The following is a 13,921-nucleotide window of genomic DNA, read 5'->3' as shown; positions in this document are numbered from 1 at the left end:
CTCAATCCAACCACTCGGTGTGAAACGTTCCCTCTTTGTCAACACGTTGATAGGTGTGGGAGCCAAAGCAGTCGCGCATGGCTTGAACTGCATTTTGTGGCAGGCGAGCTGTGCGATAGCTGTTGATGTAGTCGAGGGTGCTGCTCAAGCACGGCACAGGAATTCCGGCCTCAGCGGCTCCTGCAACGACTTGGGCTAAACCAGAAAGTCGGGTGTTGACCTGATTGGCAAACCAAGGATCAATCAGCAGATTGTTCAGCTGCGGATCGGTTGTGAATGCATCCTGAATCCGTTGGAGCAGTCGCGCGCGAATGATGCAGCCACCCTTCCAGATCTGAGCGATGGAAGGCATGTTCAAGTTGTAATCGTGCTCTGCGGAGGCGATCCGAAGAAGCTCCATTCCCTGGGCGTAGCTGGCCATGCAGGCGAGCACCATCGCATCCATCAGTGGTGCCATTCCATCGGCAGGGGTGCCTAGATCAAAGGCCTTGACCGCTGGGCCTTTGAGGATGGTTTCCGCTTTGACTCGTTGATCTTTCATCGAACTCATCACGCGGCCATTGAGAGCTGCATAAATGGTTGGCACAGACGCACCCATCTGCAAGGCACTCACCACAGTCCATAAACCCGTACCTTTTTGGCCAGCTTTGTCCTGGATCTTTTCGATCAGATCGCTCCCATCATCGGGATCCTTTGTGCGTAAGCAGACCTCTGTGATCTCAACGAGGTAGGAGGCGAGCTCCTCGGTGCTGTTCCAATGGGCAAAGACATCAGCCATCTGGGTGCCGTTCATCCCCCCAACCCTCTTCATGAGGTCATAGCCCTCAGCCAGGATTTGCTCGATGCCGTACTCGATTCCGTTGTGCACTGTTTTGACAAAGTGCCCTGAACCGCCTGGGCCGATGTAGGTGACACAAGGGCCGTCTTCGACTTGGGCCGCCATTTTTGTGACGAGGCTTTCAATGGCGTCGTAAGACGCTTTGGTGCCGCCGGGCATCATGCTCGGTCCTTCAAGAGCACCTTTGGCACCGCCAGACACGCCCATGCCAATAAAGCCAAAGCTCTTGCTTTCCAACTCGGCAACACGACGCTCCGTATCGTGATATTCCGAGTTGCCACCATCAATCAGGAGATCACCTTCGTCTAAAAAGGGAGAAATCTGTTCAATCACTGCATCAACTGGACCGCCCGCTTTCACCATCATCAAGATGCGGCGAGGTCGTTCTAATTTGTTGACAAAATCCTGAAGGTCGGTGGCTCCTTGAATGTTTTTTCCGGCACCCCGACCTTTCAGAAAGTCTTCCGTCTTTGAATAAGTGCGGTTGTAAACAACACTTGAAAAACCATTGCTCTCAGCATTGAGAACAAGGTTTTCGCCCATCACGCCTAGACCGATAAGACCAAAGTGAGACTTGGACATCAAAAACTGCATTCACTGAAGTCAGTGTGACCACAGGATCAAAAATCGGCTGCAAACTGGTCTACCTCTGTCAGGGATAAGAGATGGAAGCGCCGATTTTCTATTCAGTTTGTCGTCAAATCACTGTGTCGTCGGCAATCGATGCATTTTTAACGACAACGACGATTCCATTACGAATGTAGAAGCCTTGGTCAGGACGATCAGCTTCTTCGACGCGATCCTTATTCACGATGGTGACGTTTTTACCAATACGAGCATTTTTATCAAGAATGGCTCCTTTCACAGTGGTGCCTTCGCCAACGCCAACTGGAATACCGCCGCGAGCTCTTAAAGTTTCGCGTTCGCTTTGCGATTCAAAGAAGTCAGCTCCCATCAACAATGAATCCTGCAGGACCACATTGTTTTCCACGCGACTGCGCACCCCAAGTACAGAGTGGTGGATGCTGCAGGCCTTAATAATCGATCCCTCACTAATAATCGAATCTGTGATCTGGCTGTCTACAAACTTGCTCGGGGGCAAATACCGAGGACGTGTGTAAATCGGGAAGGCTTCGTCGTAAAAGCTGAAGGGTGGTGTTGGTTGCTGAGTGAGGGCCAGATTGGCTTCATAGAAAGCACCGATGGTTCCAATGTCCTCCCAGTAATCGTCAAAGACGTAGCTCTTGAGAGTGTCGCCACGTGACAGGGCTTCAGGGATCACTTCCTTGCCGAAATCCTTATGGCCGGGATTGGCGTCCAGGAGATCGAAAAGCGTTTTGCGACTGAACACATAGATGCCCATGGACGCGAGGTAAGGGCGCTCCTTGGAGGACTCAACGCTGAGGCCAAAACGGGAGGTGTCAACCGCCATGGCCTTCAAGGAATCTCCTTTGGGCTTCTCGCGGAACTCCTTGATATTTCCGTCCTCATCGGTGCGCATCAAACCGAATGCTTCTGCTTGCGCAGCATCCACAGGCAGAGCTGCAACCGTGAGGTCAGCGCCGGTACTGCGGTGATGCTCTACAAAACGGCTGTAGTCCATTCGATAGAGCTGATCACCGGAAAGGATCAGGTATTCATCAACATCCCATTCGCGGAACAGAGTTTGGTACTGGCGCACCGCATCCGCTGTTCCTTCGAACCAGGATGGGCTATCGAGCGTTTGTTGCGCAGCTAAGACTTCCACAAACCCTTGCCCAAATCCGGCGTTGAGGTTGTAGGTCTGGCTGAGGTGACGATTCAGTGACGCGCTATTGAATTGCGTCAACACATACATCTTGTTGATGTTGGAGTTGATGCAATTGCTGATAGGAATATCAATGAGGCGATATTTGCCTGCCAAAGGCACTGCTGGCTTGGCTCTCATCTTTGTCAGTGGTTGGAGACGGGTGCCAGCCCCTCCCCCGAGAATGATTGCCAGTACTCGCTTCATGCAGCTCCCGCCTTTCGGCTATGCGGGGCAAACTTACTGGATTTTTCGCGTTCGCAACCAACCCTTGGGCCAGATCGTGGAGATTGCAGGAAATTAATCTTGTGACTGCGCTCCAGAGTCCAAATCAAAGATTTTTTCCACGACCTGGAGTGCCTGTTGTCGTTCGCTGCGTTGCTGTGGACTGCGGAGCTGAGTCACAGGTGTGTGAAGGATCTTGTTGATCATTCCCTTGGTTAAGGCTTCCACAACCTTGCGTTCTCGCGCTGAGAAATCAGGACCCATGCGGCTTAGTGCTTTGGTGAGTTCCTCGACTCGGATCTCCTCAAGTGATGCCCTCAAGCGGTTGATGGTGGGAACGGCTTCCAGGCTGTCCCACCACTCGAGGAATAGCCGTCCCTCCTCTAAGAGCAGTCCTTCAGCCTCCCGAGCAACCTGCTGTCGAGCTTCCTGGTTCCGCTCTACAACCTCTTGTAGATCATCCACATCGTGAGATTCCACCCCGGACACCTCGCGTACATCGGAAGCAATGTTGCGAGGAACCCCGATATCAATCAGTCGCAATGTGCTGCGGCGATTCAGAGCGTTCAATCTGTTGGCGTCAATGATCGGGTCATCGACTGCTGTGCTCGTAAAGACCAACGAACAGGTGCTCAAGCACTGATCAAGATCGTTGAGTCCCCGGCAGTGAATGGGAAGGTTCGGAAAGTCGGTTGCTAAGGCTGAGGCGCGTTCAATGGTGCGATTCAGTAACACCACTCCAGATGCTCCCTTCGACTGGAGGTGTTGAAGCAACAAACGACTCATGCGCCCAGCACCAACAACGGCTATTTGCTCCGTTTCAAGCGTGACCAACGCATCTTGGCCGCGTGATTGTCCAAGTTTGAGTTGAGCCAACTCAACCGCTGCTGAGCTCACGGACACAGCACCGGTGCTGAGATTGGTTTCAGAGCGGACTCGCTTTCCTGTGCTGACAGCCTGCGTTAACAGACGATTGAGAATGGGACCGATTGATTTGTGTTCTTGGCCCAGGCGCATCATTTTCTTGACCTGGGACAAGATTTGCCCTTCACCAAGAACAAGGCTGTCGAGTCCTGCAGTCACTCGCATCAAATGCGCAATGGCTTCGTCATGGTGATAAGTGAAGAGGTGTGGAGAGAGATCACGGCTTTCCAAACCGGAGTGGCCACTCAGAAAATCGCGTACAGCAGCAATCCCTAAATCTGGATTGCGGACCAAGGTGTAAATCTCCAGTCGATTGCAGGTGCTGAGGATCGAGGCCTCCAACACCTGCTCATGATTGCGCAGGTTTTGTAGGGATTCCTCCATGGTTTGCTCAGGAATGCTGAGCTTTTCGCGCACTTCGACCGGAGCCGTTCGATGACTGAGGCCGATGACGGCGATATGCATGGAGAAAATCCCTCTGTTGCTGCGTGAATCAGTTCAAAGCGATGCTTTGAGCTCCATCCTTCATGTGGATGGTGTTGGTGAAACTGCAGGTGTTGTTCAGGTTGCTGATGATCAAGCTGCTCGTGCGGGTGCAATCAGTTTCAAACTTCACTCCGTTGAAAAGAAGACCATCTGTGATGCCGCTGCCGGCGAACACAACGTGCTCTCCGCAGGCAAGCTCACTGGCTTCATACACCTTATCTGGGTCGGTAATGCCCATTTCTGCGAGGCGGGCGAGATTGCCTTCCTTCGTCATATCGGCCCACTCAGAGGTCTGAGCAATGGCTGGGTCATACACCAGTTGTCCTTGGAAGTGTCCGCCAAGTGCACGCATCGCAGCAGCGGAGATCACTCCCTCAGGAGCCGCACCAATGCCCATCAAGCAGTGGGTTCCAGTTCCAGCAAAACCACAAGCAATCGCTGCCTGCACGTCACCATCAGAAATGGGCTGAATACGAGCGCCGGTGGCGCGGATTTCAGTGATCAGATCTTTGTGGCGGGCACGATCCATCACAACGATGGTGAGTTCATCAGGAGCAAGGCCCAGGCACTCACTAAGGATTTTGATGTTTTCAGTCGCTGATTTGCGAATGTCAACCTTGCCCTTTGCAGCCGGTGGCGCTGCCAACTTCTTCATGTAGAAGTCGGGAGCGTTGAACAGTCCACCACGGTCGGAAGCCGCGAGAACCGCCATGGAGCCGCGCTGGCTGTAGGCACAAAGATTGGTGCCTTCACAAGGGTCAACGGCAAAATCCACACCAGGGCCAGTGCCGGTACCCACTTCTTCTCCGATGTAGAGCATGGGAGCTTCGTCGCGTTCCCCCTCGCCGATCACAATGCGCCCCTGCATTTGGATCTGATTCATGCGCTTGCGCATGGCATCAACAGCCAATGCATCCGCTTCATCCTTCAGACCTTTGCCGGAGAGCGTGGCGGAAGCGATGGCGGCCTGCTCGACGATCTCGAGAATTTCCTGGATGAGAGTGCGATCCACGTAAGTGCTGCGGGGGTAAAGAGAGGCTTTGAGGAGAAAGCCTGCAACAGCAGGGATTTCTGTCTCATATGCGCGGCTCACTGTATCAGTGGTGTCAGCGCTCTTTACAATCTGCCCATCCCTTAGCCCCCTCCGCTATGAGCACCAAACCCCTGGTGATCTCTCCATCGATCCTGTCTGCTGACTTCTCTCGTCTGGGTGAGGACGTCAAAGCCGTTGATGAGGCAGGTGCTGACTGGATTCATGTCGACGTCATGGATGGTCGATTTGTTCCCAACATCACGATTGGCCCTCTAATTGTTGAGGCCTTGCGTCCGGTTACTAAAAAACCTTTGGACGTGCATCTCATGATTGTGCAGCCTGAGAATTACGTCGAAGAATTCGCAAAAGCGGGGGCAGATATTATTTCTGTACAAGTTGAGGCCTGTCCTCATTTGCATCGCAATCTTGCTCAAATTAAAGACCTTGGCAAAATGGCTGGGGCTGTTCTTAATCCCAGTACTCCACTGGACACCCTTGAGTACTGCTTAGAGCTTTGTGATCTTGTTTTGATCATGAGTGTGAACCCTGGTTTTGGGGGACAGAGTTTTATCGATAATCAAGTCAAGAAAATCAGTGATCTTCGTCGGATGTGTGATGAAAAAGGCTTGGATCCTTGGATTGAAGTGGATGGTGGCGTGAAGGGCGCTAATGCTTGGAAAGTGATTGAAGCTGGTGCGAATGCGATCGTGAGCGGTTCGGGTGTGTTCAACCAGCCCGATTACGCAGCGGCGATTCAGGGGATCCGTAACAGCAAGCGCCCGTAGACATGTGACGTAGAGCCAGGCTGCTCTGTTGTTGCTTCGATCGGTTTTTATTCACTGTTAGCCCCTGCCAAATCGCAGGGGTTTTATGATGCACTATTGAGTTTCGATTAATGCTTCGAAGGCTGAATTGCTTGAGCTTACGTCGCGCAATAGTCAATAGAATTGTTTAATTGGCCTCATGGGTTTTGCGAAACTTTGGTTATTTTTGAAGATGCTTAAGTTTTTGTCTTTGCGGCGATTGCAGCTAGCGTTGGCTCGTTGATGTTGGCTTTGGTTGATGGGAGATAATTGTTCCTGTTTCTCTTCGCAGTTTCAGGTATTAGATTTTCATTTGAAATCTTTTCTGTAATCTTTGCATTGGTAAGACGAGTGAAGGCTTTGAGTTGTTTCGTCGATGGCGCAGCTAAACCCTTCTCTGAAGGCGGCACGCTTCATGGCTTCGATTTGAGAGACGGCGTAAATACCAAGCGCAATCACGATGAACAGTGAAATTCCTGCTCCCGTGCCTTTTGGATAAAATTTCATAGCAATTGGTCAAGGCGTGAATGAGTTTAGGATGCAAATAATGAGATGTAAACAATGTCAGATCAAGATCTTCGGCTTGAGTCTGCTCTGCGATGGGATTGGTATTGATGAGGGGGCTGGCTGGAATCCTTATGTGCTTTTGTGATTTTTGCCTACGAGCCAAGCACTAAATGCAAGCATGAGTACGCATCCGCAGAATTGAAGTAATTCTGAAATTGATTGCACTTGAAAGCTAATCATCAGCTTGAATGCTGTGACGATCAATGCCACAATGATGACATTGGTTAGCTTTTGTTTTAGGCCTTCAAGTGAGGTGATGCTAAGAATATTTCGCCTTTCTTGGGATAGGTCTTGAAGTCGTGGATCAATATCGGAAATAATTAGCTCGTACACGCCATATCCAAAAATAAGTAGGGCAATGCCAATCACATAGTAATCAATGCCTCCAACCACTTTTCCGAGTAATAAAATGCTTTTTTCTGAATTTAAGTAACCATTGAAGAGTTTGTGAAGTGCGTGGATCTCCTCTTGGGTTCCAAGGATGAAGCAGCTGACGCTGCCAAGGAGACTCATGACAACAGGCAGGATGGTGACCAATCGGAATCGCCAAAGTAAATGTTCAAAACGAGATTCGAATCGGGCTCTCCGACTTTTCTTAATCTCAAGTTCTGCCATTTGATCATTCATGGTTGATTGTTAATAACCCTGGTTCCTGTCATTAAACGCTTGTGGTCGGTGGATTGGTTTGAGGCGGTAGTGGTCGCGGTGTAAACAATGCCGGAATGGACAGCGTGATCAAGGCGCTACCCACGGCCAGCAATACGAGCAGGGGCACTGGTTTGACGAGGGGCTGCCTCTCTAAAACGGCTCCACAGCGCACACAAATCGGCGTCGCTCCTGGGGGTGGGTGCAGGACAACAGCTGGTCCACAACAGCATTCTGGGCAACGAAAACGGGGCATGAATGTTTTGGGTGGTGGCGAATCCCGCGCTACCAGGCAGTGAATTGCGACAATCATGCGTTGCCGACAGTTGTTCTGCCATGCCCCTCAGCTCTTTGGTGCGTCTGTTGCAGACCTCTGCGCTGAGCGGTGAGTTGTGCGAACGGGCGGGACGAGACCAAAGGCTGTTGATGCGCGGTGCTGGCCGAGCCGCTAGGGCGTTGGTGGCCAGTGCCTTGGCTCGTCGCATGGACCAGCCCCTGCTGGTGGTTGTTCCTACCTTGGAGGAAGCAGGACGTTGGACAGCTCTCTTGGAGCTTATGGGGTGGTCGCGTGCCCAGCTGTATCCCACCAGTGAAGGGTCTCCCTATGAACCTTTCGACTCCACCACCGAAATCACCTGGGGGCAGCTCCAGGTTTTAAGTGAACTGCAAACAGACCGCAGCACAAGCGATTTGGCGATCGTTGCCACAGAGCGATGTCTGCAGCCCCACTTGCCGCCTCCGCAGGCATTGGCAGAGCATTGCCGGGCCTTGAAAAAGGGTGATGTTGTGGATCTCGAAGAGTTGTCGACTTATTTGAGCCAACTTGGCTATGAGCGTGTCTCGACGATTGATCAAGAAGGAACATGGAGCCGTCGCGGCGACATTGTTGATGTCTTTCCCGTCAGTAGCGAGCTCCCCGTGCGATTGGAGTTCTTTGGGAATGAACTCGACAAGCTTCGCGAATTTGATCCGGCGAGTCAGCGCTCCCTCGACGCGGTCGACACGCTCAAGCTCACTCCAACCGGCTTCAGTCCTCTGATTGCTGAACGTCTGCGCGAGCAGGTGCCTGATGACCTTGACCAGCTGCTGAGTGAGGCGCAGATTACTGAGCTGCTGGAGGGCGGAACCCCTGAGGGGATGCGGCGCTTGATGGGATTGGCCTGGGATGCACCTGCGTCTCTGCTCGATTATTTGCCTGCTGAGTCGTGCATCGCCATCGATGAGCGTCGTCATGGAAGGGCCCATGGGCAGCAATGGCTTGATCACGCCGAAGAGCAACATGCCGAGCTGCCTGTTTCGATTCCCGCTTTGCATCGCCCTGTGGAAGAGGCGATGGAACTTGCCGAGGCGTTTTCTGGCTTCGATCTGGCCGAACTTCTTGAGGACGATAGTCACCTCAATGCGTTTGATCTCGCCAGTCGACCTGTTCCCTCTTACCCCAATCAATTTGGAAAACTCGGTGAATTGATCAAACAGCACCAACGGGAGCGTCAAGCTGTTTGGTTGTTGTCAGCGCAGCCCAGCCGCGCTGTTGCTCTGCTTGAAGAACACGACTGCATCACGCGTTTTGTCCCCAATGCAGCGGATACGCAAGCGATTGATCGCCTGATTGAGCAGGGCACACCTGTGGCCTTGAAAACCCGAGGAACGGCTGAGCTCGAAGGACTGCAACTGCCCGCTTGGAGGGTTGTGCTGCTCACTGACCGCGAATTTTTTGGACAGCAATCACTCACCAGTAGCGGTTACGTGCGCCGGCGGCGCAAAGCGTCCAGTCGCACGGTTGATCCCAACAAGATGCAGCAAGGGGATTTCGTGGTGCATCGCAACCATGGGATTGGTCGTTTTAAAAAGCTCGAAAAATTAGCGATTAGTGGTGAGGTTCGCGATTACCTCGTCGTTCAGTATGCCGATGGCATCTTGCGAGTGGCCGCTGATCAGCTGGGGAGCCTTGGTCGGTTTCGCGCCAACAGTGATACGCCGCCGCAGCTCAGCAAAATGGGTGGCTCCGCTTGGGTGAAAGCGAAGGAGAGGGCTACCAAGGCGGTTCGCAAAGTTGCCCTTGATCTGGTGAAGCTCTATGCCGAGCGCCATCAAGCTGCAGGATTTGCCTTTCCGACCGATGGGCCATGGCAGGTTGAACTGGAGGATTCCTTCCCCTACGAACCCACCTCGGACCAGCTCAAGGCCACGGTGGATGTGAAGCGTGACATGGAAAAACCAGAGCCGATGGATCGCTTGGTTTGCGGTGATGTGGGCTTCGGGAAAACAGAGGTGGCCATTCGAGCGATTTTCAAAGCCATTACCGCTGGCAAACAGGTGGCGATGCTGGCTCCCACAACGGTGTTAGCGCAACAGCATTGGCGAACGCTCTCAGAACGCTTTGCCCCATACCCGATCAAGGTGGCTCTTCTCAATCGTTTCCGCACGGCAGGTGAGCGCAAAACAATTCTTGAGGAGCTCAAAACAGGCACGATTGATGCTGTGGTGGGCACGCACCAGTTGCTCAGTAAGAACACGGCTTTCGACAAACTTGGCTTGCTGGTGGTGGATGAGGAACAACGTTTCGGTGTGAATCAAAAGGAAAAAATCAAGGCCTTGCGCAAGGACGTGGATGTCTTGACGCTCTCAGCCACGCCCATTCCTCGAACCCTTTATATGAGCCTCTCTGGGGTGCGTGAAATGAGTTTGATTACGACTCCACCCCCCTTGCGCCGGCCGATTAAAACCCACTTGGCGGCGCTGGATGACGAAGCCGTTCGCAGTTCTATTCGCCAAGAACTTGATCGTGGTGGCCAGGTGTTTTATGTGGTGCCTCGCGTGGAGGGGATTGAGGAGGTTGCCGGCAAGCTTCGTGAGATGCTTCCTGGCCTCAAGCTCCTCGTTGCCCATGGACAAATGGCCGAAGGTGAGCTGGAGAGCGCGATGGTGGCGTTCAACGGTGGAGAAGCCGACGTGATGCTTTGCACCACCATTGTGGAGAGCGGGCTCGACATTCCTCGCGTCAACACGATTCTGATCGAAGATGCGCACCGGTTTGGACTCGCTCAGCTCTATCAGCTCAGGGGACGCGTGGGGCGTAGCGGTGTCCAAGCTCATGCCTGGTTGTTTTATCCCGGAGATGCCTCGCTCAGTGAGGCGGCACGACAGCGTTTACGCGCGATCCAGGAATTCGCCCAGCTCGGCAGTGGCTATCAACTGGCGATGCGGGATATGGAGATCCGGGGGGTGGGCAACCTGCTCGGTGTGGAACAAAGCGGACAGATGGAGGCCATTGGTTTCGATCTCTACATGGAGATGTTGCAAGAGTCGTTGGCTGAAATTCAGGGGCAAGACATTCCCGCTGTGGACGATACGCAGGTGGATCTGCAGGTCACGGCGTTTATCCCTGCCGACTGGATCGTCGATGCCGACGAGAAGATGTCCGCCTACCGGGCTGCATCCGAGTGTCTCAGTTCAGAAGCTCTGGTGGAACTGGCTGCTGGTTGGGCCGATCGTTACGGGGCCTTGCCCGGGCCGGTTCAATCCCTGTTGCAGTTGATGGAACTCAAGCTGCTCGCGAAACGTTGCGGATTCGCCCGGATTCGTCCGGAAAAACCAAATATTGCGCTCGAAACGCCGATGGAGGAACCCGCGTTTCGTCTGCTCCGTCAGGGCTTGCCTCAACATCTCCATGGTCGACTCGTATATCAGTCAGGAAGTGGAAGCGTTGCCAAGGTCCTGGCCAGAGGCCTTGGGGTCCTGCCCATGGAGAGGCAGCTCGATGAGCTCAAAGGCTGGCTAGAGCAGATGGCATCACAGATTCCGGATCCGGATGGACTGACGCGTGAGCAGCGTGAGCAACAGCAAAAAGACCAGAACGAAGCGGTTTTGACGGTTTGAGCTCAAGCCCGCCCTGGAAAGATGAGAAAGTGCAACACAATTCGCAATCCTTCGTTACTATGTGGCGATACGGCGTGTTACCCAGTGGCTGAATTCATCGATCCAATTGCATCGGAAAGCTCCCTCAGCCTTCTAGGCAGTTTGGTTGGTGCAGCAGCACTGGGAATTTTCGCCATGTGGCAGAACGATACGGAAAACGATGACGACGACTCGTCTCCAGGTAGTGGCCTGATGCAACCCGTCGCTTAGGCCGAGCTTCGCTCACATTTAGTCATAAGAATCACCCTTTTGGGTGATTTTTTTTGTGTATTACTGTCCGACGCTGTGAGGTGCTCTCCGACGGCTGCCCATGCCAATCAAGCCGCTTGACTTCTTTAAAGAATGGCCATCGATTGCATGCTTCACCCCTGTGCTTCTTCTTCTCGCTGCAGCACCTGTTCATGCTCAATCTTGGGCAGCGGTTGATGCCTTGCGCAACAAACTCTCGTCTCATGGCGTGAGAGTGTTTCAACGCAATTGCTCAACACGGGGATTGCAGGGGGCTTACCACCCGAAAAATGACACCTTGATTGTGTGTCGCACTCACCGCAATGCGGCAGAGGTTTGGAACACCCTGGCTCACGAAGCCACGCACAGAATGCAGCGCTGCGCCGGTGGATCGATCACTCTTCCCAGTCAACATCTCATGATGTCTCGCGTCTTGAGACGGGAAACGCCAGAGGAATGGAAGTCGATTAGGGCGTATCCCCGTAGTCAGCATCTCGCAGAACTTGAGGCTCGCTATACGGCGAAACTTCCTGCCAAAGATGTCATGAAGCTCTTCGATCGCTACTGCGGCTCAACCGTTCGCGTGTAAGCACATCTCCCCAACAAACGAATCACAACTGAACGATGAATAATCTTCTCCTGCAATTAGCGATCGCAGCCCTTGGGCAAATGTCTGGGGGTGGCCTGTCTCAAACCCCATTCAATATTCCATCTAGGCCCTTTCCCATCAGGCGCCAGGTTCAACCTGTGTATCCCACGCGCTCGTCTAAAGCCTCCAATCTTCAGGTTGCCACTTTGGCTACCACCACCTGTTTGATGCGTTCCGGTTCAATCGAGCGGGCAGAGGCACTGACTTTGTTGGAACGACAAGGCCAAACCTGGGGATGGCCTAGGACTTGGGGACAACGCATTCCGCTGAGCAGCTTGGACGATGCCATCCACTCTGCTGGTGGCTGCACTGCTCTCTTGCAGAGGGTCCGTGAAGCTGCTCCAGCCAGAACGGCCATTATTCCTGCAACACACCAAGGCCGCAGGTACGCAGAGAGTCGAAGCGAACGCGAAGGGTTTGGGTTGGCTCCCTATCGCTGAAGTGCTGACTGAAGGTTGGCGGCTCCTGGTTGATACGTTCTTTCCGCTTTTGGAGCCTGTAGCGCTTTGAGCAGGGTGGTTTCCGCTACGCGGTACTGCCCATCTTTGTTGGTCCCCAACTGTTCAATCGTGAGAGTTTTAATCTCCTTCTCACTCATCTCCACAGGAACATCCGGGCGGATGCCGTTTTTATGGATATCGGTGCCTTTGGGTGTGAGGTATTTCGCAATCGTGACGGTCATCCCAGATCCGTCAGAGAGTCCGCGCACGGATTGGACGAGCCCTTTACCAAAGGTTTTTTGGCCTACCAGAACCCCGCGTTCGTTGTCTTGAAGCGCTCCTGAAAGAATCTCGCTTGCGCTCGCGGAGCCCTCATTGACCAACACCACCACTGGACGGTCTGTTAAAGCATTTCCTGTGGCACGGCGGACGTCCTGAATGCCCTCACGGGTTTTTGTGCTGACAATCGTCCCTTCATCCAGCCATTGACGGGCAATGTCGACGCTGGCTTCGAGCAAGCCACCTGGGTTGCTGCGCAAATCAAGGACGTAACCCTGAGATCCTTGTTTTTCAAGGTCGCGAATCGCTGCTCGCATCTCTTTGGAGGCATTCGCGTTGAATTGCTTGAGGCGGATGTAGCCCACCTTGGTTCCGTTGGCACTGGTGTTGAGCTGACTGTCGACGGCCTGGATTTCAATGCGAGCCCGAATGAGGGGAACCTCAAGGATGGAGCCATTGCGGCGTAAGCCCAGGACGACGTCGCTTCCTTCCGTTCCACGAATGAGCTTCACCGCATCTTCCGTTGTCATTCCCTTGGTGGGTTGACCATCAATCGAAACGATGACGTCCTTGGGTTGGACCCCGGCTTTGGAGGCAGGTGTGCCTTCAATCGGCGACACCACCACAATCTCTTTGGTGTCTTTGTCTAATGAAATTTGTATGCCGACACCGGTTAATTCCCCCGACGTGTCAATTTGCATTTCCTTGAACTCTTTTGGGTCCAGGAATCGGGTGTAAGGGTCATCAAGACTCGCCAACATTCCTCGAATCGCTTCATAGGATTCCTCTGTTCCTGCATAAGACTTGGAGAGCAAATCCTTGCGAAGGATTGACCATTGATCGAGGTCATATCCGCCTGAAGAATCCAGGAAATCTCGATACACGATCTGCCAGACCTGATCAATCACCTCTTTCGGGCTATTGGTAATTGATGACGATGTCGTGCTTGGCAAACCCAAACCAGGATTTGCCACGACAACAGCCGCTGTAACAGCCCCTGCGCCTAGAGCTAAAAACCAGCTGTGACGTTGAGATCCTTTGGTGCCGAAATTTTTAGCGCTCATATCGTCCATGAGGACCTTTTAAGCACCCTAACGACA

General features: G+C 53.0%; 13 protein-coding genes. 5 read left to right on the top strand and 8 right to left on the bottom strand.

Features of this window, described 5'->3' with window-relative positions; translation table 11 throughout:
* Nucleotide 1: 1 nt before the first annotated feature.
* The 4 genes from gndA to glpX form a co-directional block, all read right to left on the bottom strand.
* The gene (gene gndA, locus SIC18_RS10840) at nt 2–1,420 is read right to left on the bottom strand and encodes an NADP-dependent phosphogluconate dehydrogenase (protein ID WP_048348194.1); all 1,419 of its coding nucleotides are present in this window, start codon (nt 1,418–1,420) and stop codon (nt 2–4) included.
* Nucleotides 1,421–1,535: 115 nt separating this feature from the next.
* A complete protein-coding gene (locus SIC18_RS10835) occupies nt 1,536–2,831 on the bottom strand; it encodes a glucose-1-phosphate adenylyltransferase (RefSeq protein ID WP_250395277.1) in 1,296 nt (431 codons plus the stop codon).
* A 93-nt stretch (nt 2,832–2,924) separates the two neighbouring features.
* A complete protein-coding gene (locus tag SIC18_RS10830; RefSeq protein WP_413429629.1) occupies nt 2,925–4,238 on the bottom strand; it encodes a glutamyl-tRNA reductase in 1,314 nt (437 codons plus the stop codon).
* 28 nt (nt 4,239–4,266) lie between these two features.
* Nucleotides 4,267–5,271 (bottom strand): class II fructose-bisphosphatase, encoded by a 1,005-nt coding sequence (gene glpX, locus SIC18_RS10825; RefSeq protein WP_048348193.1) that lies wholly within the window; start codon nt 5,269–5,271, stop codon nt 4,267–4,269.
* 137 nt (nt 5,272–5,408) lie between these two features.
* Between glpX and rpe the strand changes: the two genes are divergently transcribed.
* Entirely contained in the window at nt 5,409–6,077 is a 669-nt protein-coding gene (gene rpe / locus SIC18_RS10820) for a ribulose-phosphate 3-epimerase (protein WP_048348192.1), read from the top strand.
* Between the two features lie 327 nt (nt 6,078–6,404).
* Here the strand turns inward: rpe and SIC18_RS10815 are convergent, their stop codons facing one another.
* The 3 genes from SIC18_RS10815 to SIC18_RS10805 form a co-directional block, all read right to left on the bottom strand.
* Nucleotides 6,405–6,602: a hypothetical protein gene (locus SIC18_RS10815; RefSeq protein ID WP_048346699.1), complete on the bottom strand. Its 198-nt coding sequence runs from the start codon at nt 6,600–6,602 to the stop codon at nt 6,405–6,407.
* A 129-nt stretch (nt 6,603–6,731) separates the two neighbouring features.
* Complete coding sequence (locus tag SIC18_RS10810) at nt 6,732–7,289, bottom strand: YqhA family protein (protein WP_413429627.1); 558 nt, start codon at nt 7,287–7,289, stop codon at nt 6,732–6,734.
* Between the two features lie 31 nt (nt 7,290–7,320).
* Nucleotides 7,321–7,563 carry a hypothetical protein gene (locus SIC18_RS10805; protein ID WP_071840748.1) on the bottom strand — a complete coding sequence of 81 codons (243 nt, stop codon included), beginning with the start codon at nt 7,561–7,563 and terminating at the stop codon, nt 7,321–7,323.
* Between the two features lie 80 nt (nt 7,564–7,643).
* On the opposite strand from SIC18_RS10805, the gene mfd reads away from it, so the two are divergent.
* From mfd to SIC18_RS10785, 4 genes are all read left to right on the top strand, one after another.
* A complete protein-coding gene (gene mfd, locus SIC18_RS10800; protein WP_413429626.1) occupies nt 7,644–11,186 on the top strand; it encodes a transcription-repair coupling factor in 3,543 nt (1,180 codons plus the stop codon).
* 84 nt (nt 11,187–11,270) lie between these two features.
* Nucleotides 11,271–11,435, top strand: a complete 165-nt coding sequence (locus tag SIC18_RS10795; protein ID WP_413429625.1) for a hypothetical protein — start codon at nt 11,271–11,273, stop codon at nt 11,433–11,435.
* Between the two features lie 100 nt (nt 11,436–11,535).
* Nucleotides 11,536–12,042, top strand: a complete 507-nt coding sequence (locus tag SIC18_RS10790; protein WP_413429623.1) for a hypothetical protein — start codon at nt 11,536–11,538, stop codon at nt 12,040–12,042.
* Nucleotides 12,043–12,077: 35 nt separating this feature from the next.
* Nucleotides 12,078–12,542: a hypothetical protein gene (locus SIC18_RS10785; RefSeq protein WP_413429622.1), complete on the top strand. Its 465-nt coding sequence runs from the start codon at nt 12,078–12,080 to the stop codon at nt 12,540–12,542.
* Here the strand turns inward: SIC18_RS10785 and SIC18_RS10780 are convergent.
* Nucleotides 12,533–13,885, bottom strand: a complete 1,353-nt coding sequence (locus SIC18_RS10780) for a S41 family peptidase (RefSeq protein ID WP_048348189.1) — start codon at nt 13,883–13,885, stop codon at nt 12,533–12,535. The genes SIC18_RS10785 and SIC18_RS10780 overlap by 10 nt on opposite strands.
* Nucleotides 13,886–13,921: the final 36 nt, after the last annotated feature.

This window comes from Synechococcus sp. Cu2B8-bc1011 (genome assembly GCF_047302735.1).
Classification (GTDB): Bacteria; Cyanobacteriota; Cyanobacteriia; order PCC-6307; family Cyanobiaceae; genus Synechococcus_C.
The sequence above is the reverse complement of the archived record's forward strand: the minus strand, read 5'-3'. Positions and strand labels throughout refer to the sequence as shown.